The 22,799-nt window shown below is 72.3% G+C and carries 23 protein-coding genes and 1 tRNA gene; 12 read left to right on the top strand and 12 right to left on the bottom strand.

Annotated features, from left to right (window positions below; genetic code table 11):
- Positions 1 to 16 precede the first annotated feature (16 nt).
- Together BM396_RS08245 and BM396_RS08240 are read right to left on the bottom strand one after the other, a co-directional pair.
- Positions 17 to 1,297, bottom strand: a complete 1,281-nt coding sequence (locus BM396_RS08245; RefSeq protein WP_236952749.1) for an efflux RND transporter periplasmic adaptor subunit — start codon at positions 1,295 to 1,297, stop codon at positions 17 to 19.
- A 157-nt stretch (positions 1,298 to 1,454) separates the two neighbouring features.
- Entirely contained in the window at positions 1,455 to 1,868 is a 414-nt protein-coding gene (locus BM396_RS08240) for a hypothetical protein (protein WP_043379479.1), read from the bottom strand.
- Between the two features lie 207 nt (positions 1,869 to 2,075).
- On the opposite strand from BM396_RS08240, the gene BM396_RS08235 reads away from it, so the two are divergent.
- From BM396_RS08235 to BM396_RS08220, 4 genes are all read left to right on the top strand, one after another.
- On the top strand, positions 2,076 to 2,636 hold the full coding sequence (locus BM396_RS08235; protein WP_043379390.1) for a L,D-transpeptidase: 561 nt from the start codon (positions 2,076 to 2,078) through the stop codon (positions 2,634 to 2,636).
- Between the two features lie 260 nt (positions 2,637 to 2,896).
- The gene (locus BM396_RS08230) at positions 2,897 to 3,445 is read left to right on the top strand and encodes a formaldehyde-activating enzyme (RefSeq protein ID WP_043353007.1); all 549 of its coding nucleotides are present in this window, start codon (positions 2,897 to 2,899) and stop codon (positions 3,443 to 3,445) included.
- A gap of 152 nt (positions 3,446 to 3,597) precedes the next feature.
- Positions 3,598 to 4,950: an L-serine ammonia-lyase gene (locus BM396_RS08225; RefSeq protein ID WP_043379391.1), complete on the top strand. Its 1,353-nt coding sequence runs from the start codon at positions 3,598 to 3,600 to the stop codon at positions 4,948 to 4,950.
- Positions 4,951 to 5,038: 88 nt separating this feature from the next.
- On the top strand, positions 5,039 to 5,689 hold the full coding sequence (locus BM396_RS08220; protein WP_043379395.1) for an outer membrane protein: 651 nt from the start codon (positions 5,039 to 5,041) through the stop codon (positions 5,687 to 5,689).
- Between the two features lie 60 nt (positions 5,690 to 5,749).
- On the opposite strand, the gene BM396_RS08215 is transcribed toward BM396_RS08220, so the two are convergent.
- On the bottom strand, positions 5,750 to 6,793 hold the full coding sequence (locus BM396_RS08215; protein ID WP_043379397.1) for a MaoC family dehydratase: 1,044 nt from the start codon (positions 6,791 to 6,793) through the stop codon (positions 5,750 to 5,752).
- 12 nt (positions 6,794 to 6,805) lie between these two features.
- Positions 6,806 to 7,108 carry a YggT family protein gene (locus BM396_RS08210; protein ID WP_010684838.1) on the bottom strand — a complete coding sequence of 101 codons (303 nt, stop codon included), beginning with the start codon at positions 7,106 to 7,108 and terminating at the stop codon, positions 6,806 to 6,808.
- A 123-nt stretch (positions 7,109 to 7,231) separates the two neighbouring features.
- On the opposite strand from BM396_RS08210, the gene BM396_RS08205 reads away from it, so the two are divergent.
- Positions 7,232 to 7,307 (top strand) — tRNA-Ala (locus tag BM396_RS08205).
- A 275-nt stretch (positions 7,308 to 7,582) separates the two neighbouring features.
- Entirely contained in the window at positions 7,583 to 8,911 is a 1,329-nt protein-coding gene (locus BM396_RS08200; protein ID WP_043379400.1) for an alpha-amylase family protein, read from the top strand.
- 64 nt (positions 8,912 to 8,975) lie between these two features.
- Here the strand turns inward: BM396_RS08200 and BM396_RS08195 are convergent, their stop codons facing one another.
- Entirely contained in the window at positions 8,976 to 9,347 is a 372-nt protein-coding gene (locus BM396_RS08195) for a hypothetical protein (protein WP_043379404.1), read from the bottom strand.
- Positions 9,348 to 10,065: 718 nt separating this feature from the next.
- Between BM396_RS08195 and BM396_RS08190 the strand changes: the two genes are divergently transcribed.
- From BM396_RS08190 to BM396_RS08175, 4 genes are all read left to right on the top strand, one after another.
- Complete coding sequence (locus tag BM396_RS08190; RefSeq protein ID WP_043379406.1) at positions 10,066 to 11,526, top strand: helix-turn-helix transcriptional regulator; 1,461 nt, start codon at positions 10,066 to 10,068, stop codon at positions 11,524 to 11,526.
- A 209-nt stretch (positions 11,527 to 11,735) separates the two neighbouring features.
- Positions 11,736 to 12,659 carry a hypothetical protein gene (locus tag BM396_RS08185; RefSeq protein ID WP_043350219.1) on the top strand — a complete coding sequence of 308 codons (924 nt, stop codon included), beginning with the start codon at positions 11,736 to 11,738 and terminating at the stop codon, positions 12,657 to 12,659.
- 106 nt (positions 12,660 to 12,765) lie between these two features.
- On the top strand, positions 12,766 to 12,969 hold the full coding sequence (locus BM396_RS08180) for a CsbD family protein (protein ID WP_043350217.1): 204 nt from the start codon (positions 12,766 to 12,768) through the stop codon (positions 12,967 to 12,969).
- A 77-nt stretch (positions 12,970 to 13,046) separates the two neighbouring features.
- A complete protein-coding gene (locus BM396_RS08175) occupies positions 13,047 to 13,430 on the top strand; it encodes a CsbD family protein (RefSeq protein ID WP_043350215.1) in 384 nt (127 codons plus the stop codon).
- A 201-nt stretch (positions 13,431 to 13,631) separates the two neighbouring features.
- Here BM396_RS08175 and BM396_RS08170 read toward each other — a convergent pair whose 3' ends face one another.
- The 4 genes from BM396_RS08170 to BM396_RS08155 form a co-directional block, all read right to left on the bottom strand.
- Positions 13,632 to 13,994: a DUF6285 domain-containing protein gene (locus BM396_RS08170; protein ID WP_043379409.1), complete on the bottom strand. Its 363-nt coding sequence runs from the start codon at positions 13,992 to 13,994 to the stop codon at positions 13,632 to 13,634.
- A complete protein-coding gene (locus tag BM396_RS08165) occupies positions 13,991 to 15,034 on the bottom strand; it encodes a phosphotransferase family protein (protein WP_043379410.1) in 1,044 nt (347 codons plus the stop codon). Before BM396_RS08165 ends, BM396_RS08170 begins: the two co-directional genes overlap by 4 nt.
- Before the next feature lie 17 nt (positions 15,035 to 15,051).
- Positions 15,052 to 16,230: a beta-ketothiolase BktB gene (bktB, locus tag BM396_RS08160; RefSeq protein ID WP_043379482.1), complete on the bottom strand. Its 1,179-nt coding sequence runs from the start codon at positions 16,228 to 16,230 to the stop codon at positions 15,052 to 15,054.
- A gap of 70 nt (positions 16,231 to 16,300) precedes the next feature.
- The gene (locus BM396_RS08155) at positions 16,301 to 17,506 is read right to left on the bottom strand and encodes an acyl-CoA dehydrogenase family protein (RefSeq protein ID WP_043379413.1); all 1,206 of its coding nucleotides are present in this window, start codon (positions 17,504 to 17,506) and stop codon (positions 16,301 to 16,303) included.
- Positions 17,507 to 17,670: 164 nt separating this feature from the next.
- On the opposite strand from BM396_RS08155, the gene BM396_RS08150 reads away from it, so the two are divergent.
- Positions 17,671 to 18,384, top strand: a complete 714-nt coding sequence (locus BM396_RS08150; RefSeq protein WP_081948562.1) for a TetR/AcrR family transcriptional regulator — start codon at positions 17,671 to 17,673, stop codon at positions 18,382 to 18,384.
- Positions 18,385 to 18,487: 103 nt separating this feature from the next.
- Here the strand turns inward: BM396_RS08150 and gph are convergent, their stop codons facing one another.
- On the bottom strand, positions 18,488 to 19,192 hold the full coding sequence (gene gph, locus BM396_RS08145; RefSeq protein WP_043379417.1) for a phosphoglycolate phosphatase: 705 nt from the start codon (positions 19,190 to 19,192) through the stop codon (positions 18,488 to 18,490).
- Between the two features lie 409 nt (positions 19,193 to 19,601).
- On the bottom strand, positions 19,602 to 19,967 hold the full coding sequence (locus BM396_RS08140) for an MliC family protein (RefSeq protein ID WP_043351262.1): 366 nt from the start codon (positions 19,965 to 19,967) through the stop codon (positions 19,602 to 19,604).
- Positions 19,968 to 20,384: 417 nt separating this feature from the next.
- Between BM396_RS08140 and BM396_RS08135 the strand changes: the two genes are divergently transcribed.
- The gene (locus tag BM396_RS08135) at positions 20,385 to 22,334 is read left to right on the top strand and encodes a putative bifunctional diguanylate cyclase/phosphodiesterase (protein WP_043379420.1); all 1,950 of its coding nucleotides are present in this window, start codon (positions 20,385 to 20,387) and stop codon (positions 22,332 to 22,334) included.
- 61 nt (positions 22,335 to 22,395) lie between these two features.
- Here the strand turns inward: BM396_RS08135 and BM396_RS08130 are convergent.
- A partial coding sequence (locus tag BM396_RS08130) for a Holliday junction DNA helicase RuvB C-terminal domain-containing protein (RefSeq protein ID WP_280142395.1) occupies positions 22,396 to 22,799 on the bottom strand: 404 nt, incomplete at its 5' end.

The following is a 22,799-nucleotide window of genomic DNA, read 5'->3' as shown; positions in this document are numbered from 1 at the left end:
ATCGGGCTCTCCCGGCTCAGTGGCGCGGCTGGACGGCGGCGGCCCGCGGCGCGACCTCCGCCTTGTCACCCGAGGCGTCGGGGGCCTCGTCGGTATCGTGCTTCGGACCGGTCTCGCCGTGGACCGGCGTCTGGTCGCGGGGCTTCACCTTGGCGCCGACGGTGATCTTCTGGAAGCCGTCGATCACGACCCGCTCGCCGGCCTTCAGCCCCGAGCGGATCAGCCAGTTCTGCCCGACCACCGGCCCGACCTCGACGGGCTGGCGCATGACCGTCTCGTCGGCGCGCACCACCCAGACCTCCGCGCGGCCGTCGTCGGTGCGCTGGATCGCCTGCTGCGGCACCGCGATGGCGTCGGAATCGATGCCCTGCTTGATCCGCGCCCGCACGTACATGCCGGGGAACAGCTCGTCGTGCGGGTTGGGGAACTGCACCCGCAGGGTCACTTGGCCGGTGCTCGGATCGGCGGTGACGTCCGAGAACAGGAGCCGGCCGGCCAGCGGGTAGAGGGAGCCGTCATCCATGATCAGGTGGACGTTGGCGGTGTTCTCCTCCAGCCGCGCCAGCTCCCCGCTGGCGAGGTCCCGGCGCAGGCGGTTCAATTCGCCCACCGACTGGGTGATGTCGACGTAGATCGGGTCGAGCTGCTGGATCGTGGCGAGCGCCCCCGTGGAGCCCGGCTCGATCAGGGTGCCCTCGGTGAGCAGCGCCCGGCCGATCCGGCCGGTGATCGGCGCGCGCACGTCGGTCCAGCCGAGGTTGAGCTGCGCCCGGTCGCGGGCCGCCTTGGCGCCGGCGACCTCCGCCTCGGCCTGCTTCTTGGCCGCGAAGGCGGCATCGTACTGGGCCTGGCTGGCGGTGGCCCGCGTCAGCAGCTGCTCGAGCCGGTCGGCCTGCTGCCGGGCCAGCACGAGGGCGGCCTCCTGACGGGCGAGCGCCGCCTCGGCGCTGGCGAGCTCGACCTGATAGGGCGCCGGGTCGATCTTGTAGAGGATGTCGCCTTCCTTGACCTGGCTGCCCTGCTCGAAGAGCCGCTTCACCACGAGCCCGGAGACCCGGGAGCGGACCTCGGCGATGCGCATGGGCGCGACACGGCCCGGCAGGTCGCGGAGATAGGGGATCGCCTGGGGCTCGACCTTGACGAAGCCGACCTCGGGCACCGGCGGCGCCGGCGCGGCCACCTGCTTCGGGTTGCAGGCCGCGAGGCCGAGCAGAAGCAGGGCCGCGGGCAGGACGGTCCTGGCCCGGCCCGGACGGCGGCGAGAGGATGAGGTTCTGACGGACAGAGTGCGGGTCACGATTTCCGACGCTCCTGAAAACATGCGTCTGCTGAGGCTGGCGCGGAGCATGGACCCGCGCATCGTCATGGCAGATCTCGGGACCGGTCACGCGGCCGGTCGGACGGAGATCAGGACAGGCGCGCATCCTCGCCGGCCGCCAGGGCCGGGGCGCGCGTCAGGCCAAGCGGGGAGGCCGGTGCGGCGAACCGTCCGGCGCGGAAGCCGGCAGGATGTCGGACCTGTATTCGAACGATGCGGAAAGAGTGTGACGGGGCCGCGGCGCCTCGACCGGCGGGCGCGGCAGCCCCAATTCGGTGAGGATCTCGCTGTCGGCGGCGCAGAGATCGGTGCGGCCGAAGACGGACCGCTTGGCCTCGGGTTGCGCGTCCGGCGTGCCCGACAGAACCGAGAGGCGCGGGCTCGTGATCGCGCAGGCCGGGCCCTCCGGCCGCGCGGATTGGGCCCGTGCCGGCACGGCGGCCATCGCGGCCGCCGCGAGGACGAGCAGCGCCAGCACGGCGAGGCCCCGGGCGAGGCGGTCCGGCAAGGCCGCGACACGGCGGGCCAGAAGGGCGGCGGATCGGATCACGAATCTGAGATAAGCACGGCTGTCGCCGGGCGCAATCACCCACGGCGTCGCGGCGTCCGCGGAGTGTTGCATGCAGCACACAGCTACGCCCGGAAGTGCACATCCCGACGGCCCGGCCTCAACCTTGCCGTGAAGTCCGGGCCGGCTCGCCCGATGCGCGCAGGGCACCGCGAAGGTCTGCGCCACGACGGACGGAGGATGGAGACCATGCCGAGACGGATCGCGCTGCTCGGGCTCGCGGGGTTGCTGCTTGGAAGCGCCCCCGCGCTGGCCAACCCGCTGGACAGGGGCCCCATCGCGGACTTCCTCAACGTCTTCCGCAGCCAGGCGATCCCCCGCGAGACCGTGGCGTGGACCGGCAAGGAGAAGCCCGGGACGATCGTGGTCTCGACGCGCCAGCGCCGGCTCTACTACGTGCTGGGCGGCGGCGCGGCGGTCCGCTACGGCGTCGGCGTCGGCCGGCAGGGCTTCTCGTGGTCGGGCACCAAGACCGTCACCATGAAGAAGGAATGGCCGGATTGGCGCCCGCCGCAGCAGATGCTGGCCCGCCGCCCGGACCTGCCGCGCTACATGGCCGGCGGCCAGGACAACCCGCTGGGCGCCCGCGCCCTCTATCTCGGCTCCTCGCTCTACCGCATCCACGGCTCGAACGAGCCGGAGACGATGGGGGCGGCGGTCTCGTCGGGCTGCATCCGCATGACCAACAAGGACGTGGTCGACCTCTACGACCGGGTCCGGGTCGGCACCAAGGTCGTCGTGCGCGACTGATCGCGGCGGGTGGCGGCGCCCGGCCGCCGCCCTCCCCCCTGCGTCGCCTACTCCCCTGCGTCGCCCTCTCCCCTGCGCCTCGGAGCGGCCCCGGGCGGCGCGCGGACCGACCGCGACGCGCAAGGCCGTGCGCGGGCGGCCGGATCGGCGCGGCTGCGGCTGCGGCTGCGGACGGGTCCGCGTCGACAGGCGCGGCGGGCCGGTGATAGGAGCCGCGCCGTCGGGCAGAGCCGGATCGCCCGATCTCCACGAGGGACAGCATGAACGAACGCATCATCCTGCGGGCCGGCGAGGCCCTGGTGGCGGGCGGGCCGCCCAACACCGCCTCGGAGCCCGAGGTCATCATCGGCGAACTCGACGGGCCGGTCGGCACCGCCCTCGCCACGCTGACCGGCGATCAGGTCGTCGGCCACAGCCGCGTCTTCGCCCTGCTGAACACCGACATCATGGTCCGCCCGGTCACGCTCTGCGTGTCCAAGGTCAGCGTCACCGAGAGCAAGTACACCTCGATCCTGATGGGCACCGTGCAGTTCGCCATCGCCAACGGCGTCCTCGACGCCGTGCGGGCGGGCTACATCCCCAAGCACAAGGCCAACGATCTCGGCATCATCTGCTCGGTCTGGCTCAGCCCCGGCGTCATCGAGGCGCAGCATGTCGACCACAAGGCGCTGTTCGACATCCAGCGCCGCGGCATGACCGAGGCCATCCGCAAGGCCATGACCAACGAGCCCTCGATCGACTGGCTCCTCGAGAACCAGGACAAGATCGTGCACAAGTACTACCAGATGGGCCTCGACGGGAAGATCTGAGCGCCCGTCCGCGCCGCGATCACGCCTCCCGCCGTCGGCTCCCGGCCGGCGGCCGCGGCGCGGACCCGGCGGGCGTTCCTGCGGGACCCGCATGGCCGGCTTCCTGCAGGGCCGCGTCCGGGGCCCGGGCCGATAGGGAGAGACGCCACGCCATGATCAGCGCCTTCGATCTGTTCAAGATCGGGATCGGCCCGTCGAGTTCGCACACGATCGGCCCGATGGTCGCCGCGCGCCGCTTCCGCGACCGCGTCGCCGGCCGGTCCGGCGTCGCGCGGGTGAGCGCGGAGATCTTCGGCTCCCTCGCCTGGACCGGGCGCGGCCACGGCACCGACGTGGCGATCTACCTCGGCCTCCTGGGGCACGAGCCCGCCACCGTCGATCCCGACGCCGTGGCCGGTTACACGCAGGCCCTCGCCGAGACCGGCGCCCTCGGCCTGCCCGGCATTGCCTTTGATGGCACGCGGGACCTTCTCTTCAACTTCACCGAGGTGCTGCCGCGCCACACCAACGGCATGCGCTTTCGCGCCTACGATCCTGCCGGCGGGCTTCTGGACGAGGTGGTCTGCTACTCCGTGGGCGGCGGCTTCGTGGAAGAAGAGGACGAGCCCGGCACCGCCGGCCTGGACGCGGTGGCGCTGCCGTATCCGTTCGAGAGCGGCGCCGACCTCCTGCGGACCTGCGCCGAGACCGGCCTGACGATTCCGCAGGTCCAGATGGCCAACGAGCGCGCCCTGCGCTCCGACGCGGAGATCGAGGCCGGGCTCGATGCCATCCGCGACGCCATGCTCGCCTGCATCGCCCGGGGTCTGCGCATGGACGGCGAGCTGCCGGGCGGCCTCAAGGTGCGGCGGCGCGCCAAGCGGCTCCACGCGACGCTCGAAGCGAACCGGCTGTCCAACAGCCGTCCGGCCCACGAGATCATGGACTGGATCAGCCTGTTCGCCCTGGCGGTGAACGAGGAGAACGCCTCCGGCGGCCGCATCGTCACGGCGCCGACCAACGGTGCGGCCGGGATCGTCCCCGCGGTGCTGCGCTACATCGTGGATTTCTGCCCCGGCTGGAGCGAGTCGCGCGGCCGCGACTACCTCCTCGCCGCCGCGGCCATCGGCGGGCTGATCAAGCGCCGGGCCTCGATCTCGGGCGCCGAGGTCGGATGCCAGGGCGAGGTCGGCTCGGCCTCGGCCATGGCGGCGGCGGGCCTCGCCGCGATCCTCGGGGGCGAGCCGCCCCAGGTGGCCAACGCCGCCGAGATCGCCATGGAGCACCATCTCGGCATGACCTGCGACCCGATCGGCGGCCTGGTGCAGATCCCCTGCATCGAGCGCAACGCCTTCGGCGCCAACAAGGCGGTGGCCGCCGCCTCCCTGGCGCTGCACGGTGACGGGGTGCATTTCGTGAGCCTCGACCAGGTCATCGAGACCATGCGCCAGACCGGGCACGACATGCAGGCCAAGTACAAGGAAACCTCCCTGGGCGGCCTCGCGGTCAACGTCGCCGCCTGCTGAGCACGCCGGCCCCGGCGCGCCGCGCACGATCCCGCGGGTGCGCGGGTTCCGCCTGTCGCGGGCGGGGAGCTTCGGCTAGGATGGCGGGATGATCAGACGCGCCGATTCCCGTCCGTTCAGCCGCCTCGCGGCCGGTCTCGCGCTCGGGGCCGGTCTCGGGCTCGGGGCCGCGTGTCTCCCGGCGGGTCCCGCCGCCGCCCAGGCGCTGTTCTGGCCGTCCGTCGGCTTCGCGCCGCTGCCCTCCTTCGCCTGGCCGCAGATGCCCGAGGACGCGTATGGCCGCTGGACCGGCTCCTACGCGCGCCTCTCGACCGGCTACGCGGTCAGCACGTCCCGGCATTTCGGCAGTTATTCGGGCCCGACGATCGGGTTCGAGGGCGGCCGGATGTGGCAGGAGGGCCCGATCCTCTACGGCATCAGCGGCGGGTTCGATTATCTGGCCGGGCTCGACGGCACCCTCACGCCGGGCTTCGGGCGGCTCGCCTATTCCAACGACTTCGCCGGGTCCCTGGAGGTGAAGGTCGGCACCCTCGTCGCGCCGGACGTGCTGGTCTACGCCAAGACCGGCGCCCTGGCCCTGCACCAGACGCTGCGCGTCGGGCCGACCCCGGGGTCGCTGCCGTTCACGCGCCAGGACATCGCGGTGCGGCCGGTCGCGGGCGTCGGCGTCGAGTGGGCGGTCACGGACCGCCTCTCGCTGGCGGTCGAGGCGGGCGTGGTCGGCGCCGGGATCCGCTGAGGCGGTCTCTGCCGGCACCGCCGCCCGGCGGTGCCGGGAGGCGGCCCCCTGATCGGCCCCCTACTTCGGGACGAAGGCCCAGTAGTCCAGGTCGAGAATCACCGCCGGGTCGTAGCCGTCGCCCGCGCGGTCCGGGAAGGCGCCGCAAGACTGATTCTTGGTGGCGACCGTCCGCAGGCGCAGAAGCCCGACATCGTCGCGGCCGACATCGGCTGTGGCCAGCACCTCGCTCCAGGCATAGACCGTGTCGCCGGCAAACAGCGGTGCCACGTGGCGGCCGGCATTGATGCCCGCGAGGGCGAAGGCGTTGCCGAGCCCGTTGAAGCTCAGCGCCCGGGCGAGCGAGATGACGTGGCCGCCGTAGATCAGGCGCCGGCCGAACCGGGTGTCCTTGGCGGCCAGCCCGTCGAAATGCACCTTGGCGGTGTTCTGGAACAGGCGCGTGGCGATCTGGTGCTCGGCCTCCTCGACGGTCATGCCGTCGACGTGGTCGATCTTCTCACCGACCGCGTAATCCGCGAAGCGGTGCGGGCTGCCGGCGAGGTCGGTGTCGTAGGCGGCGGCCGAGAGCTTCGGCAGGGCGCCCGCGAGATCCTGCGGGTCGACCACCTTGGCGAGGCTCGGCACGTGCTCCTCGGCGATGGCCGCCTCGGGGTCGCGCTTGCGCACGAGGACCCAGCGGCAATAGCTCAGCACGGTCTCGCCGCGCTCGTCGGAGCCCACCGAGCGGACATAGACCACGCCGGTCTGGCGGTTCGAGCTCTCCTTGAGGCCGATCACCTCCGACACGGTGGAGAGCGTCTCGCCCGGATAGACCGGCCGCCGGAACCCGCCCTCCGCGTAGCCGAGATTGGCCAGCGCGTTCAGCGAGACGTCCGGGACGGTCTTGCCGAACACCATGTGGAAGGTGAGCAGGTCGTCGAGCGGGCTCTTCGGGTAGCCGATGGCCCGGGCGAAGGCGTCCGACGACTGCACGGCGAAGCGCGGCCCGTAGAGGCCGGTGTAGAGCGCCACGTCGCCCACCGTCACGGTGCGCGGGGTGGCGTGGCGGATGGTCTCGCCGAGGCGGAAATCCTCGAAGAAGCGGCCGGGATTCGTCTTCACGGGCGTTCGGTCCTACTGCGCGTAAACGTAGGTTGCGGGCACGGCGTACTCGTGCAGCAGGCGGCTGATGAACAGCAGCAGCAGGATCAGGATGATCGGCGAGATGTCGACGCCGCCGAGATTGGGCAGCAGGTTGCGGATCGGCCGCAGCACCGGCTCGGTCAGCCGGTAGAGCACCTCGCCGATCTGCGCGACGATCGGGTTGCGCACGTTCACCACGTTGAACGCCACCAGCCAGCTGAGAACCGCGCTTGCGATGAGGACATAGATGAAAAGCTGGACGACCGTGTCGAAGAGCCAGATCAGGGCGTTCATGCAGGTCCGCGCGCTATCCTCGGGGCGCCCGCACCCCAGCGCCGGAGCGGCGCGCGGCGGGCGACGTTGAAACAGGGAATTGACAGGCTGAGCCGCCCGCGCCTACAAGGCCGGCGCCTCGACGGGGCTGTAGCTCAGATGGGAGAGCGCCGCAATCGCACTGCGGAGGTCAGGGGTTCGAATCCCCTCAGCTCCACCAGGCCTTCCTGGTGACAATTCAGCATCCTGGCGACGCGGCGATATCGCCGTCGCAGCCAGGACTTAGCGGTAACCAGCCGCGATTTTCGCGCCCTGCGCCCCTGTCCGATCACCGATCTCAAGCCTGCTGGCGCCCGGACCGCGCCTGATCCGCGGGCGCGGAGGGATGGGCGACCGCGGGCCGTCTCACGCCGCGCGGCCGCGTCCGGACCGGCGGCCCTGCAACCATTGCGGCGGACCGGGGTTCGCTCCCGATTGACGACAGGCGGAGGCCGGGTGGCGCCCTGGATCGAACAGACAGTCTGGTGGCAGGTCTTCCCCCTCGGCTTCGTCGGCGCCCCCGACCGGGCCGACCCGGCCGCACCGGTCGTGCATCGCCTCTCCCACCTGCAGGCTTGGCTCGACTACGCGGTGGAGCTCGGCGTGTCCGGGCTGGCGCTCGGGCCGATCTTCGCGGCCTCCACGCACGGCTACGACACGATCGACCCTTTCCGGATCGATCCGCGCCTGGGCGATGAGGCCGATTTCGACGCGCTGATCGCCGCGGCCCGTGCCCGCGGCCTCCGCGTCCTGCTCGACGGGGTGTTCAACCATGTCGGGCGGGCCCATCCCGCCTTCCAGGACGTCCTGCGCAACGGGCCCGAAGCCCGGCAGGCCAACTGGTTCAGGCTGTCCTGGCCGCGGGGCTCCGGCCCGGGCATCGAGCCGGACTACGCCTGCTTCGAGGGCCATCGGCAACTCGTGACGCTCAATCACGACGCGCCGCAGGTCGCCGATCATGTCGCCGCCGTCATGGACCACTGGATCGCCCGCGGCGCCGATGGCTGGCGGCTTGACGCGGCCTACGCGGTCCCCCCGCACTTCTGGGCGCGCGTGCTGCGGCAGGTCCGCATCGCCCACCCGGAGGCCTACATCGTCGGCGAGGTGATCCACGGCGATTACGCCCGCTTCGTGCGGGACACCGGCATGGATGCGGTGACCCAGTACGAGCTGTGGAAGGCGATCTGGAGCGCCCTCAACGATCGCAACCTGTTCGAGTTGGCCCACGCCCTGGACCGGCACAACGGCTGCCTCGACACGTTCGCGCCCCTGACCTTCGTGGGCAACCACGACGTGACGCGGATCGCCAGCCGGCTCACGGACGACCGGCACCTGCCGCACGCCCTGGCGATCCTGCTGACCTGCGGCGGAACGCCCTCGATCTATGCCGGCGACGAGCAGGCCTTCCGCGGCGTGAAGGAGGAGCGGGTCGGCGGCGACGACGCGATCCGGCCGGCCTTCCCGCCGACGCCCGCGGATCTCGCCCCATACGGCTGGCCGATCTACCGGCTGCACCGGGACCTCATTGCGCTGCGGCGCCGTCATGCCGGGCTGCACCGCGCGCGGACGCGGACCCTGCACCTCGCCAACGAGCAGATCGTGGTCGTGCTGGGCGACGGCGCCGCGCGCGTCCTGCTGGCCCTGAACCTCGCCGACGCGGCCGTGCCGCTGCCGGTCCCGGATGCGCGGGCGATCGAGGCCGGCCAAGGCGATCTCGCGGAAGCCGGCGGCCCGAGCGCCCGGGTGACCCTTCCGCCCCACGGCTGGGCCATCCTGGTTGTCTGACCGTCGCGGGTCGGCCCGCGACGGATCGGCCGAGGCCCGCAGGGCCGCCGGTCGCGGCCCTGCCCTACCCCGTGCGGCGCGCGGTCCAGCGGCCCGCACAGGCGCCGAGCCCCGACAGGGTCCAGCGGCCGGTTCCGGCGGATCCGCGCAGACGGCCCGAGACCAGGACGCTGGCGAGCCCCTTGCGGATCGTGCCGGTGATCCGGCCGTCCGCGCCCGCCTGGCCGGACGCGTCGACGCCGTTGCCGCCGGCATCGTCCACGGTCCCGTCCCGGATGACGATCGGGTAGCTGTAAGGCCCCGTGCAGCTCCCGCTCTCCGCGGTGGCTATGACCGACCAGGCTCCATCGAACCGGTTGGCCGCGTAGGCTCCCGTCGGAGCGCCGACGGCGAGGAACAGGGCGGGCGCGAGCAGTGCAGCACGAAGTCGGGTCATCGTCTCCTCTGTGGTGATTTCGAAGCGCGGGCGCGGTTCATCCGCGGCCGGATCATCGACAGGGCCGATCGGGTGCGGGCCTGAAAGGGCAACGGGCCGGACGCGCGCCCGGAGTGGCGCGGGCGTCCGGCCTCGCGGCCGTGCCGGACAAGAGGGCCATCCGCCCGGCACAACCTCGACAAAGGGGTGGGACGCCGTGGAAGCCTGGGGCCCCACGGCACGTCCCGCAGCCCCGATATGGCCCCTAACACGTTCTTTCAAATGAGAGATTTGTACCAGTACGGCGCGCTTTTTTCACGCCGCCGATCCGGACGCCCGACCGCTCCCGTCAGGGGGAGTTCCGCGAGGGCCCGTCGCCCAGGCGGCGCGGCCGGCGGTGCCCGACACGGCCGGCAGGCGGGCCGGCCGGTGCCCCGGACGCGATGCGGCATCGACTTCTTCAACGCCTGAACAATGGTCGCACCGGCCCCGGCGCTTCTGGCCCGGTGTTCGGTCGATATCCGCACGTTCGGCACGCCCAGGTCTGTTGGGCGGTTCGCCGGCGATCTGCGCGAGACAACGCCTCGACGGGCCGGGCATCAATCCTTGGCTCAAAACGCCCGCGTCGATGATGCGTGTATACCAAGAAAATAACCTAGGTGAGGGAACCTGCTTGTGCGCAACCCGTTTTTGCCCGGCTGCCGGAGGGGCGGCGAGCGCGGCATGGGGTGCGAGAGCGGTGACGGCGGGCGTCGACAGGCACGAACTCCGGCAGATCATCGCCGGCCTGAGCGAGGGCGTGATCCTGGTCGAGCCCGACCAGACCATCGCGTACGCCAACGCCGCCGCCCTGGCGATGCACGGCGCCGAGAGCCTCGACGAGCTCGGGCCGACCGTGGACGCGTACCGGGACCGGTTCTGCCTGCGCTACCGCAACAACGTCGCGCCCAACCAGTATCCGATCGAGCGCGTCGTCGCCGGCGAGCGCTTCCACGATGTCGTGGTCGAGGTGCGCCGGGCCGACAAGCCCGAGATAGATTTCGTCCACTCGCTGCGCAGCCTCGTGGCCACGGACCGCGACGGCAAGCCGAGCTGCCTCGCGCTGATCCTCAAGGACGTCTCCGACCAGTTCGAGGCCGAGGAGCGGTTCGAGCGGACCTTCAACGCCAACCCGGCCCCGGCGGTGATCACCCGGCTGTCCGACCTGCGCCACGTCAAGGTCAATACCGGCTTCCTGGAGATGACCGGCTTCACCCGCGACGCCGTGATCGGCCGCAGCGTCTACGAGGTCGACGTCCTGGCCGGCGCCCGCAACCGCGACCTCGCGGTCGCGCGCCTCGAGTCCGGCGGCACGATCCCCCAGATGGAGGCCTGCCTCGACCTGCCCGACGGCGGCAGCCGGTTCGTGATCGTCGCCGGCCAGCCGATCGCGATGGGCGACGAGCCGTGCATGCTGTTCACCTTCGCCGACCTCGAACTGCGCCGGAAGGCCGAGACGGCCCTGCGCCAGAGCGAGGAGCGCTTCGCCAAGGCGTTCCGGATGACGCCGGTGCCGACCGTGCTGGTGCGGGCGGACACGTTCCAGGTCACCGGCATCAACGAGGCGTTCAGCCGGGTCTTCGGCCACGGCGAGGACCGGATCGTCGGGCGCAGCCTCGACGAGGCCGGGCTGTGGGTCGCCGACAAGCAGCGCCTGCAGGTCGAGGCCGCCCTCGACCGGCACGGCTACGTCCTCGGGGTCGAGGTGTGCCTGCGCCACGAGAGCGGGACGAATCTCGACTGCCTGGTCTCGGCCGAGCGCGTGACCATCAACGATGCCGAGTTCGCCCTGCTGGTCCTGCAGGACATCACCGAGCGCAAGCACACCGAGCGGGAGCTGTTCGACGCGATCGAGACCGTGATGGCCGACACGTCGTGGTTCAGCCGCGGGCTGATCGAGAAGCTCGCGACCCTGCGCCGCCCCGGCCGGGAGGCCGCCGAGGGGGCGGCGCCGAACCTGACGGTGCGCGAGCGCCAGATCCTCAACCTGATCTGCTCGGGGCTCGGCGACGACGCGATCGCGCGCAAGCTCGGCCTGTCGCGCAACACGGTGCGCAATCACGGCGCCGCCTTGTACCGCAAGATCGGCATCCACAAGCGCAGCGAGGCGGTGGTGTGGGGGCGCGAGAACGGCTTTCCGCTGAGCAGACCTGACGGATGAATACCGCCGTACCGGTATGGGCGGACCATTGATCGGGCGATGTCTGCCCTCATCTTCCGCGCGGCCAGGGCTCTTCCGCGCAGGACGAGGCGCCCGCGACTGAGCCCCCTCGCCGGCGCCGCCCCACCGCGAGGTCCCCTGGCGACGCCCCCACCGGCGCCCCCCCTTGCGACGACCTACGACGACCACCACCACCGGAGTGACACAGCGTGACCACCATCCAGACCGTAGCAACGCCCCTCGCGCCGGACGCGCACGCCGACACGCGCGCCGTCCTGCTCAACCAAGTGTCCTGGGGGGCGATCTTCGCCGGCGCCGTCACCGCCCTGGTCACCCAGGTGATCGTGAACCTCGTCGGCGTCGGGGTGGGCCTGGCCTCGGTGGGCACGACGGCGGCCGACAATCCCTCCGCCTCCACCGCCTCGATGGGCGCCGGCATCTGGTTCGTGGCCTCGGGCATCGTCGCCTCGCTGGCCGGTGGCCTGATCGCCGGCCGGCTCTCGGGCAAGCCCCTGCCGGGCGCGGCCGCCCTGCACGGTCTCGTCTCCTGGGCGGTGACGACGCTGGTCGTGCTCTACCTGCTGACCTCGGCCGCCAGCGGCCTGGTCGGCGGCACGCTGAGCACGGTCTCGGGGGCGCTCGGCGGCGCGGGCAACCTCGTGGGCGGCACCGTGCAGACGGCGGCCCAGGCGGCGGCGCCGTCGCTGGCGAAGATCTCGAACCCGCTGGACGGCATCGAGCAGAAGGTCCGCCAGCAGACCGCCGGCCAGGACCCGCAGGCGGCCCGCGACGCGGCGGTGGCGGCGATCAAGGCGCTGTTCACGGGTGACGCGTCGCAGAAGCAGCAGGCCGAGGCCCGCGCGGCCGACGCCCTGGCCAAGGCGCAGAACATCCCGGTCGATCAGGCCCGCCAGCAGATCCAGGACTACGAGACGCAGTACGACCAGGCGGTGGCCACCGCCAAGCAGAAGGCCGAGGCCGCGGCCGTGACGGCCAAGTCGGCGGCCACGCAGGGCGCCTTCTACGCGGCGCTGGCGCTGATCCTGGGGGCCCTGGCGGCCTTCCTCGGCGGCCGCCTGGGCGCGCCGAAGCCCGCGACCCTGCTCGGCGCCTACGAGACCCGGCGCGTCTGACCGCCCTCGGCGCCCGCGCCTCCATGCGGGCGCCGCCCATCCCCGGCGGGCGGAACGCGCCTGGCCGGGATCCCTGCCCCCCCTCCAACCGCACGGAGCACACGCGATGAGCAGCACCACCGACAAGATCAAGGGCCTGGCCAACGAGGCGGTCGGCAACGTCAAGCAGGCGGCCGGCAAGGCCACGGGCAACGACAAGCTGGTGGCCGAGGGCAAGGCGCAGGAGCTGAAGGGCGAGGCCCAGAAGACCGTCGGCGACGTCAAGGACGGCGCCAAGACCCTCGCCGACAAGATCACCGGCAAGCACTGATCCTCATCCCGCGGCGCCGGGCCACCGGCGCCGCGGCCCCCCGGCGAGGTCCCATCACCCCGAGACAGGAGAGCAGCATGAACCGCGACCAGATCCGTGGCGCGTCCCGCCACCTCAAGGGTCGCGCCCAGACCGCCCTGGGCGGCCTGACCGGTGACCCGGCCCGCCAAGTGCGCGGCGCCGTCAACCAAGTGGCCGGCGGCGCTCAGTATGCCTACGGTCGCGCCCGCGACCGGGCCGAGGATTTGGCCGACGATGGCCGCCATCTGGCCGAGGCCGCCCGGACGCGGGCCGACCATCTCATCGGCGAGGGCCGCGAACGCGCCCGGGACGTGCGCCGCCGTGGCGCGGTCTACGGCCGGCAGGCGATCCGCACGGTCGAGGCCAACCGCACGAACACCCTGCTGGGTCTGGCCGCGCTCGCCTTCGCGGCCGGCTGGCTCGTCCGCCGCACCCGCTGAAGGAGGCCCCCATGCTGCGCAAGATCCTGACGGCCTTCATCGTGCCGAAGCTCATCGCCTATGTCGGCCGCCGCTTCGACCGGCGCCAGCGCACCGGCCGGACCTACTGAGGTAACGCGCCGTCGCGGCGGCCGTCGTTCCCGCGCCCGCCCCGGTCGCGGACGCCGGGAGACCCGCCGGGGCGACGCGACCCGCGGGCCGCTATCCGGGCGCCTTCCAGATGCTGGCGGCGATCCGCGTCGTCTCGACCAGTGCCGCGTGGAGCGCCGCGTCGCCGTCGCAGCGGCCGGCGCGGATGGCTGCGACCAGAGCCGCCGGCGCGGCGGCGTCCCCTTCGGTGGCGTCCCCTTCGGCGGAGAGCACGCCAAGCACCCGCGCCCAGGCCTCGGCGGCGGCACCCTCCTGCTCGATCTCCCGCAGGACGATGCCCATCGCGTTGGCGGCCATCAGCAGGACGTAACGCTGGCGCCCCGACAGGGCGGGGGCGACCTCGTCGAGGAGGCTCTGCCGGGCCACCGCCAGGAGGGCGGCGCCCGCGGGCGCGTCCGGGAAGGCGGCGCTCATCGGGCTCCCCATCGTTCGGGCGCGGTCTCGCGCAGGATCGTGGCTTCGAGTTCGGGCGCCATCCGGCCGGTGAGCGCGAGCTCCAGCGACGTCTCCTGGCCCGAGACGTGGCGGTGGCCCTGCTCCAGGGCGATCACCGCCCAGCGCAGATGCGCCATGATCTCCCAGTAGCGCACGGCCTCCGGGTCGATCCTGCGTCCGCTCTCGGCTTCATAGCCGCGGTAGAAGGCGGCCCGCGGGGCGATGCCGCCGGCCTCCAGGTCGGGCCGGCCGAACCGCCAGCAGGCGGCGCAGAACCAGCCGATATCCTGGACCGGGTCACCCCAGCCGGCGAATTCCCAATCGAGGATCGCGGTCAGGCCCTCGGCATCGACCATGTAGTTGCCGGTGCGGAAGTCGCGATGCACCAGGACCGGCTCGGGACAGGGCGGCGCGTGGCATTCGGCCCAGCGCAGGCCCCATTCGAGGGCCGGGCGCACGGCGCCGATCCCGTCGAGATTCGCCCGCAGGGTGCGGATCTCGGTGAGCGCCGGATGCGCGTCGGGCGCACCGAGGAAGGCGAGGTCGTCCGCCAGGGCGGCGCGGCCGGGGCCATCGGCCCGCAGGATTCCGTGGATCCGGGCCAGCTCCCGCCCGAGCTGCTCGGCCAGGGCCGCCCGGTCGCCGCCGAGGCGCGTGTCCTTCACCACCCGCGGCCCCAGCCCGACCCCGGAGACGAGCCCCATCAGGGCGAAGGGCGCCCCGACCACGCCCGGATCGGCGCAGAATCCGACCGGCTCCGGCACCCGCACGCCGGCCGCGAAGGCGGCGCGCAGGATCCGGAACTCCTCGGCCCGCGGGCGGCTCGACGCGATGGTGGCCGGCGCGTCCTTGCGCAGGACGAAACCCCGCTCGCCGCCGTCGACACGGCAGGCCAGCATCCAGTTCTCCTGGATCGAGCCGCCGGTCAGCGGCCGGATGTCGTCGAGGGTGACCGTCCCGGCCCCCAGGGCCCGGCCGATCCAGGCGCAGAGCGCCGTCCTTTGACCTGCGTCCAGCATGGGGGTTCAGGGCCGCGTCACTGGACGCGCTCGAGGGCCAGGGCGATCCCCTGGCCGCCGCCGATGCACATGGTCACGAGACCGTAGCGGCCGCCGGTCCGGGCCAGCTCGTAGAGGGCCTTCACGGTGATGATCGCCCCCGTGGCGCCGATCGGGTGGCCGAGGGCGATGGCGCCGCCGTTGGGGTTGACCGTGTCGGGATCGAGGTCGAGGGCGCGGGAGACCGCGCAGGCTTGGGCCGCGAAGGCCTCGTTCGACTCGATGACGTCGAAATCCCCCGCCCGCAGCCCGGTCCGCTCCAGCAGGCGCCGCACCGCCGGCACCGGGCCCATGCCCATCTCGGACGGGTCCACGCCCGCATGGGCGTAGCCGACGATCCGGGCGAGCGGCGTCGCGCCGTCGCGCTCGGCCTGCGCGGCGCTGGACAGGACCAGGGCGGCGGCGCCGTCGTTCAGCCCCGAGGCGTTGCCGGCCGTGACGCTGCCGGTCTTGGAGAAGGCCGGGCGGAGCTTGGCGAGGTCGTCGGCGCTCGTGGCCTTCGGGTGCTCGTCGGTGTCGAAGGCCACCGTCTCGCGCTTCCGCTGCACGTCGATCGGCAGGATCTGATCGCGGAACCGGCCCTCGCGGATCGCCCGGGCGGCGCGCGCCTGGCTCTCGGCCGCGAAGGCATCCTGCATGGCGCGGGGGATGGCGTAGCGCTCGGCCACGTTCTCGGCGGTGACGCCCATATGGCCGTTGCCGAACGGGTCGCTCAGCGCGCCGAGCATGTAGTCGACGAGGACGGCGTCACCCATGCGCGACCCGGTCCGCCCGGTGGTCAGGAGGTGGGGCGCGCGGCTCATGCTCTCGGCCCCGCCGGCCACCGCAATCTCCGCGTCGCCGAGCAGGATGGACTGCGCGGCCGAGACGATCGCCTGCAGGCCGCTGCCGCAGAGGCGGTTGACCGTCATGGCCGGCACCTCCTTGGGGAGGCCGCCCTCCAGGGCGGCGACGCGGGCGATGTAGGCGTCCCGAGGCTCGGTGGGGATGACGTTGCCGAGGACCACGTGGCCGACCGCCTCGGGCGCGGTCCCGGCCCGGCGCAGCGCCTCGGCGACGCAGCGGGCGGCGAGGACGGAGGGGGGCGTTCCGGCGAGCGCGCCGCCGAAGGTGCCGATCGCGGTGCGCACCGCGCCTGTGATCACGACATCGGTCATCGTCTTGGGCTCCATGGCTTACTCGGCCGATCGGCGGATGGGACAGCGGACAGCCTGGACGAGGCCGTGCTCACGCCCCGACACCCCACGACCAGAAGGCGTCGCCCTCGGCCTCCAGATTGCGGTTGAGCACCATCTTGTGGACCTCGTCGGCGCCGTCCACGAGGCGGGCCTGCCGGGCGTAGCGGTAGATCCATTCCAGCGGCGTGTCGGTGGAATAGCCCCGGGCGCCGTTGATCTGGATCGCCGTGTCGGCGGCCGCGTGGAGGAGGTTGGCCACGTGCACCTTGGCCATCGACACCTCCTTGCGGGCGAAGCTGCCCTGGTCCAGCGCCCAGGCGGCCTTCATCACCAGGAGCCGCCCGATCTCGATCCGCATGGCGAGGTCGCCGAGCATCAGCTGGATGCTCTCCCGGTCGGCGAGGCGCACGCCGAAGCCGTGCCGCTCGGCCGCATAGGCCCGGGCGATCGCGACGCAGCGCTTCGACAGGCCGAGCCAGCGCATGCAATGGGTCAGCCGCGCCGGCCCGAGGCGGATCTGGGTGAGCTTGAGGCCGTCGCCCTCGCTCATCAGCACGTTCTCGGCCGGGATCTCCAGGCCCTCGAACAGCAATTCGCAATGGCCGCCATGCTCCTCCGGCCCCATGATCGGGATGCGGCGCAGGATCCGCCAGCCGGGCTGGTCCCTGTGGAACAGGAAGGCGGTCAGCCCCTTGCGCGCGTCGTCGGAGGTGCGCGCCATCAGGATGAAGTGCGCGGCCTCCTCGGCGCCGGTGATGTACCACTTGCGGCCGGTGACCACGTAGCGGTCGCCCCGCCGCTCGGCCCGGGTCTGGATCATCCCCGGATCGGAGCCGCCGCCGGGATGCGGCTCGGTCATGGCGAAGGCCGAGCGGACCCGTCCGTCGACGATCGGCGCGAGCCAGCGCGCCTTCTGGGCCGGCGTCGCCACCTTCTCCAGCACCATCATGTTGCCGTCGTCCGGCGCGGCCGCGTTGAACACGACCGGCCCGAAGATCGACCGGTTCATGGCCTCGTAGCAGACCGCCATGCCGACCCTGTCGAGACCGGCGCCGCCGGTCTCGGGCCGCAGCTGCAGGCACCACAGGCCCTGGTCGCGGGCGAGACCCCGCAGCCGGGCCAGCTCGGTGAGGCTGATGTTGCCGTGGCCGTCATAGGCCGTCGGATCGGCCTCCAGCGGCAGGATGTGCGTGTCCACGAAGGCCGCGATCCGGGCGCGGTAATCCTCGACGCGCGGGGAGATGGTGAAATCCATGAGCCCACCTGCTGTGCCGGCCCAGGCGATAAAAATCGAGCGAGCGCTCGCTTTTTATCGCCTGGATTCGGATCTGGCAACGCGCTAAGGGCGACGGGCAACGGGCCAAGGGACGGGGACCGTCTTCGGCCGTCGCCCCGACCGGCCCGCGCGACGATGGATCGATGAGACCCGCTGACGCTCCCCCGTCCGCCCGTCCGGCCGAATTGCCGGCGAAGGACGCCTACGCGACCGAGGCGATCTGCGCGCGGATCCTGGCGCGGCACCGGGACCGGATCAGCGTCCGGAAGGATCACGTCGCCACCGCCAACCTCGCCCGGATCATCGAGGCGGTGCTGAAGCTGTCGAGCCGGCAGGGCTTCCACGAGACCAGCCTGCGCGACCTCGCGCAGGCCTCGGGCCTCAGCATGGGCGGGCTCTACTCGTACTTCGACAACAAGAACACGCTTCTGGTGATGATCCTCACCGAGGTGGCCGAGACGGCCGAGGCCGTCCTGCGGCAGGCTCCCGCGGGGATCGAGGGGGACCCGGCCGCGCATCTGCGCTGGCTGATCGAGACCCATATCCGCCTGACCGAGGCGATGCAGCCCTGGTTCGTCTTCGCCTTCATGGAGGCGAAGGGGTTTCCGGCCCCCGCCCGGACGATGGCGACGGAGAGCGAGGCCGCCACGGAGCGCATCTTCGCCGAGGTCCTCGCCCGCGGCGTTGCGGCGGGCGTCTTCGCGGTCGCCGACGTCGATCTCACCGCCGCGCTGATCAAGCCGCTCCTGCAGGACTGGTACGTGAAGCGGGCCAAGCACCGGAAGCGCGGCATCCCGATCCAGCGCTACATCGCCGGCGTCATCGCCTTCGTCGAGAAGGCCATCGCGGCGCCCTGACCGCGTCCGGCGCGGCCCGCTTCGCGCCGCTGCCGGCCGCCCTCCGCGAACGGACCGCCCGGGCGCCGGGCGTCTCCGGCCGCCGCGCCCTCGCGGCGAGGCGCTAGGAGGCCGGGGCGCGGCCCGACGCCAGCGGCCCGGGCAGCGCCCCGATCAGGACCCGCAGGCCGCCGATGTCGTCGAGGACGGCGTCGGCGGCGTCTGCGTCTTCGGGGCGCCCGTAGCCGTAGCGGGCCAGGATTGCGGCGACGCCCGCCGCGCGGGCCGCCGCGATGTCGTGGTGCATGTCGCCGACCATGACGGCCCGGCCAGGCTCGACCCCCAGCCGGCGCAGGGCCTCCCGGAGCGGCGCGGGATCGGGCTTGCGTTGGGGCAGCGTGTCGCCGCCCACCACCGTGTCGATCAGCGGCGTCAGCCCCACCGCATCCAGGATCAGGCCGGTGGCGCGGGCCGGCTTGTTGGTAACGATCGCCAGCGCGAGGCCCGCCTCCCGGAGCGCGCGGACGGCTTCCGCCGCGCCGGGGAACAGGGCCGTGCCGGCCGCCGCGATCGGCTCGTACACGGCCAGGAAGGCCGGCAGCAGCTCCGCCGCCCGGTCGGCGTCGCCACCGGAGGCCCGCAGGGCGCGCTGCAGCAGCGCCAGGGCGCCGTCGCCCACCATCGCCCGCACCGCGGCGGCCGAGACCGGCGGCAGGCCTTCCTGCGCCAGGGTCGCGTTGAGGGCCGTCCGGAGATCGGCCAGGCTGTCGACGAGGGTGCCGTCGAGATCGAGGAGAACGGCGTCGAAGCGCGACGGGGCCGCAGGCAAGGGTGTTCTCCGCGTCGAGGGGGGCCGCCGCCGGACGCCGACGCTTCGGTCTCCGGGACGGGCGGTTCCTAGCGGGTCGCGCGCGGCCGGGCCAGGGAGCGCCGCTCGCAACGGGCGCGACCCGCGATGACGCGGCCATGTCCGGGCCGTGACCGGCCCGTGACCGGCCCGTGACGGGCCCCGCGGGTTCGGACGATTGCGAGCGGCCCGGCGGATCGCGCCGCGCATCCGCACGCGGCTGGCGAATCCGGCCTCCTGGGCGATCGCCCCGATGGCAGGCGTCTCACCGCCCGGATCCGCTCGGCCGCCGCGACGCGGATCGTCCCGACGGCCCGGCGCGCCGGGACACGAAGCGTGACCGGACGGGAGGCATCCGCGTCCGGACCCGGCGGCCCGGATGCGGCACCGCCTATCGCGGCCCGGAGCCGGCCGGCGTCTGATCGGTGCAGGTGATCGGCTTGCCGGACCCGTCGGTCCACGTGACCGACCGCCCCTTGCCCCGCAGCTCGTGGGTGGCGTCGGCATAGCGGAACCCCGACCCGCTCAGCTGCACCGGCAGGGTGACGGCGCCGCCGTCGCCCGGCCGGACGATTGCCTGCTCCGGCCCCGCGCCGTTCACGAACGTGACGGCCAGCGTCCGCCCCGTCGGACAGGCGAAGGTCACGTGGATCGTCTCGGGCCGCCCCGGTCCGGCCGCAGCCCCGTGCGGCCCGGCGGCCACGAGCAGGCCGCCCACGAGGATCGCGGGCCGGACGGCACGGGCAGGGATTCTCATCGACCACTCTCCAGACACGTTCCGGCGGCCGCGTGGCGGCCGTCCCGACGATCATCGCCGGGATGCGCCCTGCGGGCAATCGGAGGCCTTCCCGGATCACCTGAAATGCGCGGAACCGAACAATTGTATTGATCTAGAATATTTCATTGCCGCACAGAAACGAAAGACCAATACAGTAAATAATTCACGATTTGTCCAACGCGACAAGACGGATCACGGTCCAGCCCCGTCCATCACGGTGTGCCGGCCGCGATCGAAGATCGGTCCGGTCGGCGAGCCAAGCGTCCGGGGCTGTTGCGACGGGGCTGTCCAGGACGCGAATCCGGGTCGTGCCTGACCACCGCCCGCGCGCGCCGCTTAAATGGCTCCTTAATGAAAGGAAAATAGTAATGCGAAAATCGCGCAGCTGCAGATCCAATGAACCGCCCGAAACACGCTCTGTCGACACTGATCGCGGCGCTGACCAAATCCCCGCGCGGCCTGACCGCCATCCGTCAGCTCGCGGAACTGCAGAAACAGGTCCCGTCCCTCTACGGACTGCTCTCGGTCAATGCCTGCGCGCTCGCCGCGACGCATTATGCCCTGGCGCCCGCCATCCTGACGCTCGGCATTCCGGCGGTCGTGATCTCGCTGTGCCTGATCCGCGGGGTCCACTGGCTGCGCCTGCGGCCCGAGACGTTGAGCGAGGCGCAGGCGGTCCATCATCTGCGGCGGACCACGGTGCTCACGATCTTCTTCTCGATCGTCTTCGTGGTCTGGGCGATGGTCCTGACCGGGTTCGGCGGCCCCTACGAGCAGGGCCACGCGGCGATCTTCGTGGCCGTCACGGTGATCGCCTGCATCTTCTGCCTGACCCATCTGCCGGTCGCGGCCTTCCTGGTGACCGGCATCGTCATGAGCGTGTTCCTGTTCTGCTGCGTGACGAGCGGGAACAAGGTCTTCCTCGCCATCGCGGCGAACACGGCCTTCGTGACGGTGGTGATGGTCCGGACCCTCAACACCAACTACCGGGCCTTCGTCGACCTCGTGGCGTCCCAGGCCGTGGCGAGCCGGCTCTCCGAGGAGAATGCGCGCCTTGCCCAGACCGACAGCCTGACCGGCCTGCCGAACCGCCGCTACTTCTTCCAGAAGCTCGACGAGGCGATCCGCTCGCCCTCGGAAGCGGGCGCGCCCTTCGCCCTGGCCATCTTCGACCTCGACCGTTTCAAGCCGATCAACGACACCTACGGGCATAATGTCGGCGACCGCGTCCTGGCGGAAGCCGGCCGGCGCCTCGCGGAATTCGCCAGCGCCGACGTGGTGGTGACGCGGCTGGGCGGCGACGAATTCGGCGTGATTCTCCGAGCGTCCGAAGGGGCCGCGGCGGCGCTCGCCTTCTGCGACGGCATCTGCACGGCGCTGCAGCAGCCGACGCGGATCGGCGACATCCGGGTCGTCACGGGCTGCTCGGGCGGCCTCGCCGTCTCCTGCAAGGCCACGCGCGACGCGGACGCCCTGTTCGACCGCGCCGACTACGCGCTCTACCACTCGAAGGAGCAGCGGCGCGGCGCGACGACCCTGTTCTCGCAGGAGCACAAGGACGCCATCCATGCCGAGCAGGCGGTGGAGACGGCCCTGCGGACGGCCGACCTCGCCGCCGAGATGGTCCTGCACTACCAGCCGATCCTCGACACGGAGACGGGGCGGATCGCCTTCGTGGAGGGTCTGGCGCGGTGGACGAGCCCGTCGCTGGGCCAGGTCGGACCGGACCGGTTCATCGCGGCAGCCGAGCGCTGCGGCATGATCCACACGGTCACGCTCCTGCTTCTGCGCAAGGCGCTCGCCGACGGCGCGCGGCTGCCGCCCGAGACCGGCCTGTCCTTCAACCTCTCCGCCCACGATCTCGCCTCGCCGGAGACCGTCCTGGCGATCCTGGCCGCGGTGCAGGGCAGCGGCCTCGACCCGCGCCGGCTGACGCTCGAACTCACCGAGACCGCCCTGATGCGCGACTTCGATCACGCCAAGGCGGCCATCACCGCCCTGCGCAGCCTCGGCATCAAGATCGCGCTCGACGATTTCGGGACGGGCTATTCCAGCCTGGGCTACGTCCACCGCCTGCCGCTGGACAAGATCAAGATCGACCGCAGCTTCATGGTCGACATCAACACGGACCGGGGCTGCAGCCTGATCTCCACGATCCTGGACCTGTGCCGCAACCTCGGTCTCGACGGGATCGTCGAGGGGATCGAGACGCAGGCCCAGCTGGACGTGGCGCGGCGGCACGGCAGCCGCTACGTCCAGGGCTATCACATCGGCCGGCCGATGCCCCTCGCCGCCCTGCTCCAGCGGATGGACCACGACGCCGGCGCGGTGCGTCGCAGGGCCTGAGGGACGGGCGGGCGGCGCGTCGCCATCCGCCGGCACGGCCGCCGTCCGTCGGGCCGCAGCCTCAGGCGGCCACCGGGGCCGCCCCGGGTTCCGGCAGCTGCATGTGGCGGTAGGCGTGCCGGGTGAGGACGCGGCCGCGGGGGGTGCGCTGCACGAAGCCGCGCTGGATGAGATACGGCTCGATGATGTCCTCGATCGCGTCGCGCGGCTCCGACAGGGCCGCCCCGATCGTCTCGATCCCCACGGGGCCGCCCCCGAAGGAGCGCGCGATCAGGCTCAGGTACTTGCGGTCCATCACGTCGAGCCCGGCCGCGTCCACGTCGAGCAGCTGCAGCGCCCGGTCGGCGATCGCCCGCGTCACCGTCTCGGCCTCCGCCACCACGGCGAAGTCCCGCACCCGCCGCAGGAGACGCCCGGCGATCCGCGGCGTGCCCCGCGCCCGCCGGGCGATCTCGTTGGCGCCCT

Source organism: Methylobacterium sp. UNCCL125 (assembly GCF_900116795.1).
In the GTDB taxonomy this organism is placed as follows: Bacteria; Pseudomonadota; Alphaproteobacteria; order Rhizobiales; family Beijerinckiaceae; genus Methylobacterium; species Methylobacterium fujisawaense.
Note: the sequence above shows the minus strand (reverse complement) of the source record. Positions and strands in the feature narration are given on the sequence as shown.

What these genes read in the sequence shown, in the direction of transcription:
- BM396_RS08195 (WP_043379404.1), bottom strand. Translation starts at nt 9,347, where the DNA reads ATGACCCGACTTCGTGCTGCACTGCTCGCGCCCGCCCTGTTCCTCGCC.
- BM396_RS08180 (WP_043350217.1), top strand. Translation starts at nt 12,766, where the DNA reads ATGAGCAGCACCACCGACAAGATCAAGGGCCTGGCCAACGAGGCGGTC.
- BM396_RS08230 (WP_043353007.1), top strand. Translation starts at nt 2,897, where the DNA reads ATGAACGAACGCATCATCCTGCGGGCCGGCGAGGCCCTGGTGGCGGGC.
- BM396_RS08175 (WP_043350215.1), top strand. Translation starts at nt 13,047, where the DNA reads ATGAACCGCGACCAGATCCGTGGCGCGTCCCGCCACCTCAAGGGTCGC.
- BM396_RS08235 (WP_043379390.1), top strand. Translation starts at nt 2,076, where the DNA reads ATGCCGAGACGGATCGCGCTGCTCGGGCTCGCGGGGTTGCTGCTTGGA.
- BM396_RS08210 (WP_010684838.1), bottom strand. Translation starts at nt 7,108, where the DNA reads ATGAACGCCCTGATCTGGCTCTTCGACACGGTCGTCCAGCTTTTCATC.
- BM396_RS08220 (WP_043379395.1), top strand. Translation starts at nt 5,039, where the DNA reads ATGATCAGACGCGCCGATTCCCGTCCGTTCAGCCGCCTCGCGGCCGGT.
- BM396_RS08165 (WP_043379410.1), bottom strand. Translation starts at nt 15,034, where the DNA reads ATGCTGGACGCAGGTCAAAGGACGGCGCTCTGCGCCTGGATCGGCCGG.
- BM396_RS08150 (WP_081948562.1), top strand. Translation starts at nt 17,671, where the DNA reads ATGAGACCCGCTGACGCTCCCCCGTCCGCCCGTCCGGCCGAATTGCCG.
- BM396_RS08155 (WP_043379413.1), bottom strand. Translation starts at nt 17,506, where the DNA reads ATGGATTTCACCATCTCCCCGCGCGTCGAGGATTACCGCGCCCGGATC.
- BM396_RS08140 (WP_043351262.1), bottom strand. Translation starts at nt 19,967, where the DNA reads ATGAGAATCCCTGCCCGTGCCGTCCGGCCCGCGATCCTCGTGGGCGGC.
- BM396_RS08225 (WP_043379391.1), top strand. Translation starts at nt 3,598, where the DNA reads ATGATCAGCGCCTTCGATCTGTTCAAGATCGGGATCGGCCCGTCGAGT.
- BM396_RS08135 (WP_043379420.1), top strand. Translation starts at nt 20,385, where the DNA reads ATGAACCGCCCGAAACACGCTCTGTCGACACTGATCGCGGCGCTGACC.
- bktB (WP_043379482.1), bottom strand. Translation starts at nt 16,230, where the DNA reads ATGACCGATGTCGTGATCACAGGCGCGGTGCGCACCGCGATCGGCACC.
- BM396_RS08170 (WP_043379409.1), bottom strand. Translation starts at nt 13,994, where the DNA reads ATGAGCGCCGCCTTCCCGGACGCGCCCGCGGGCGCCGCCCTCCTGGCG.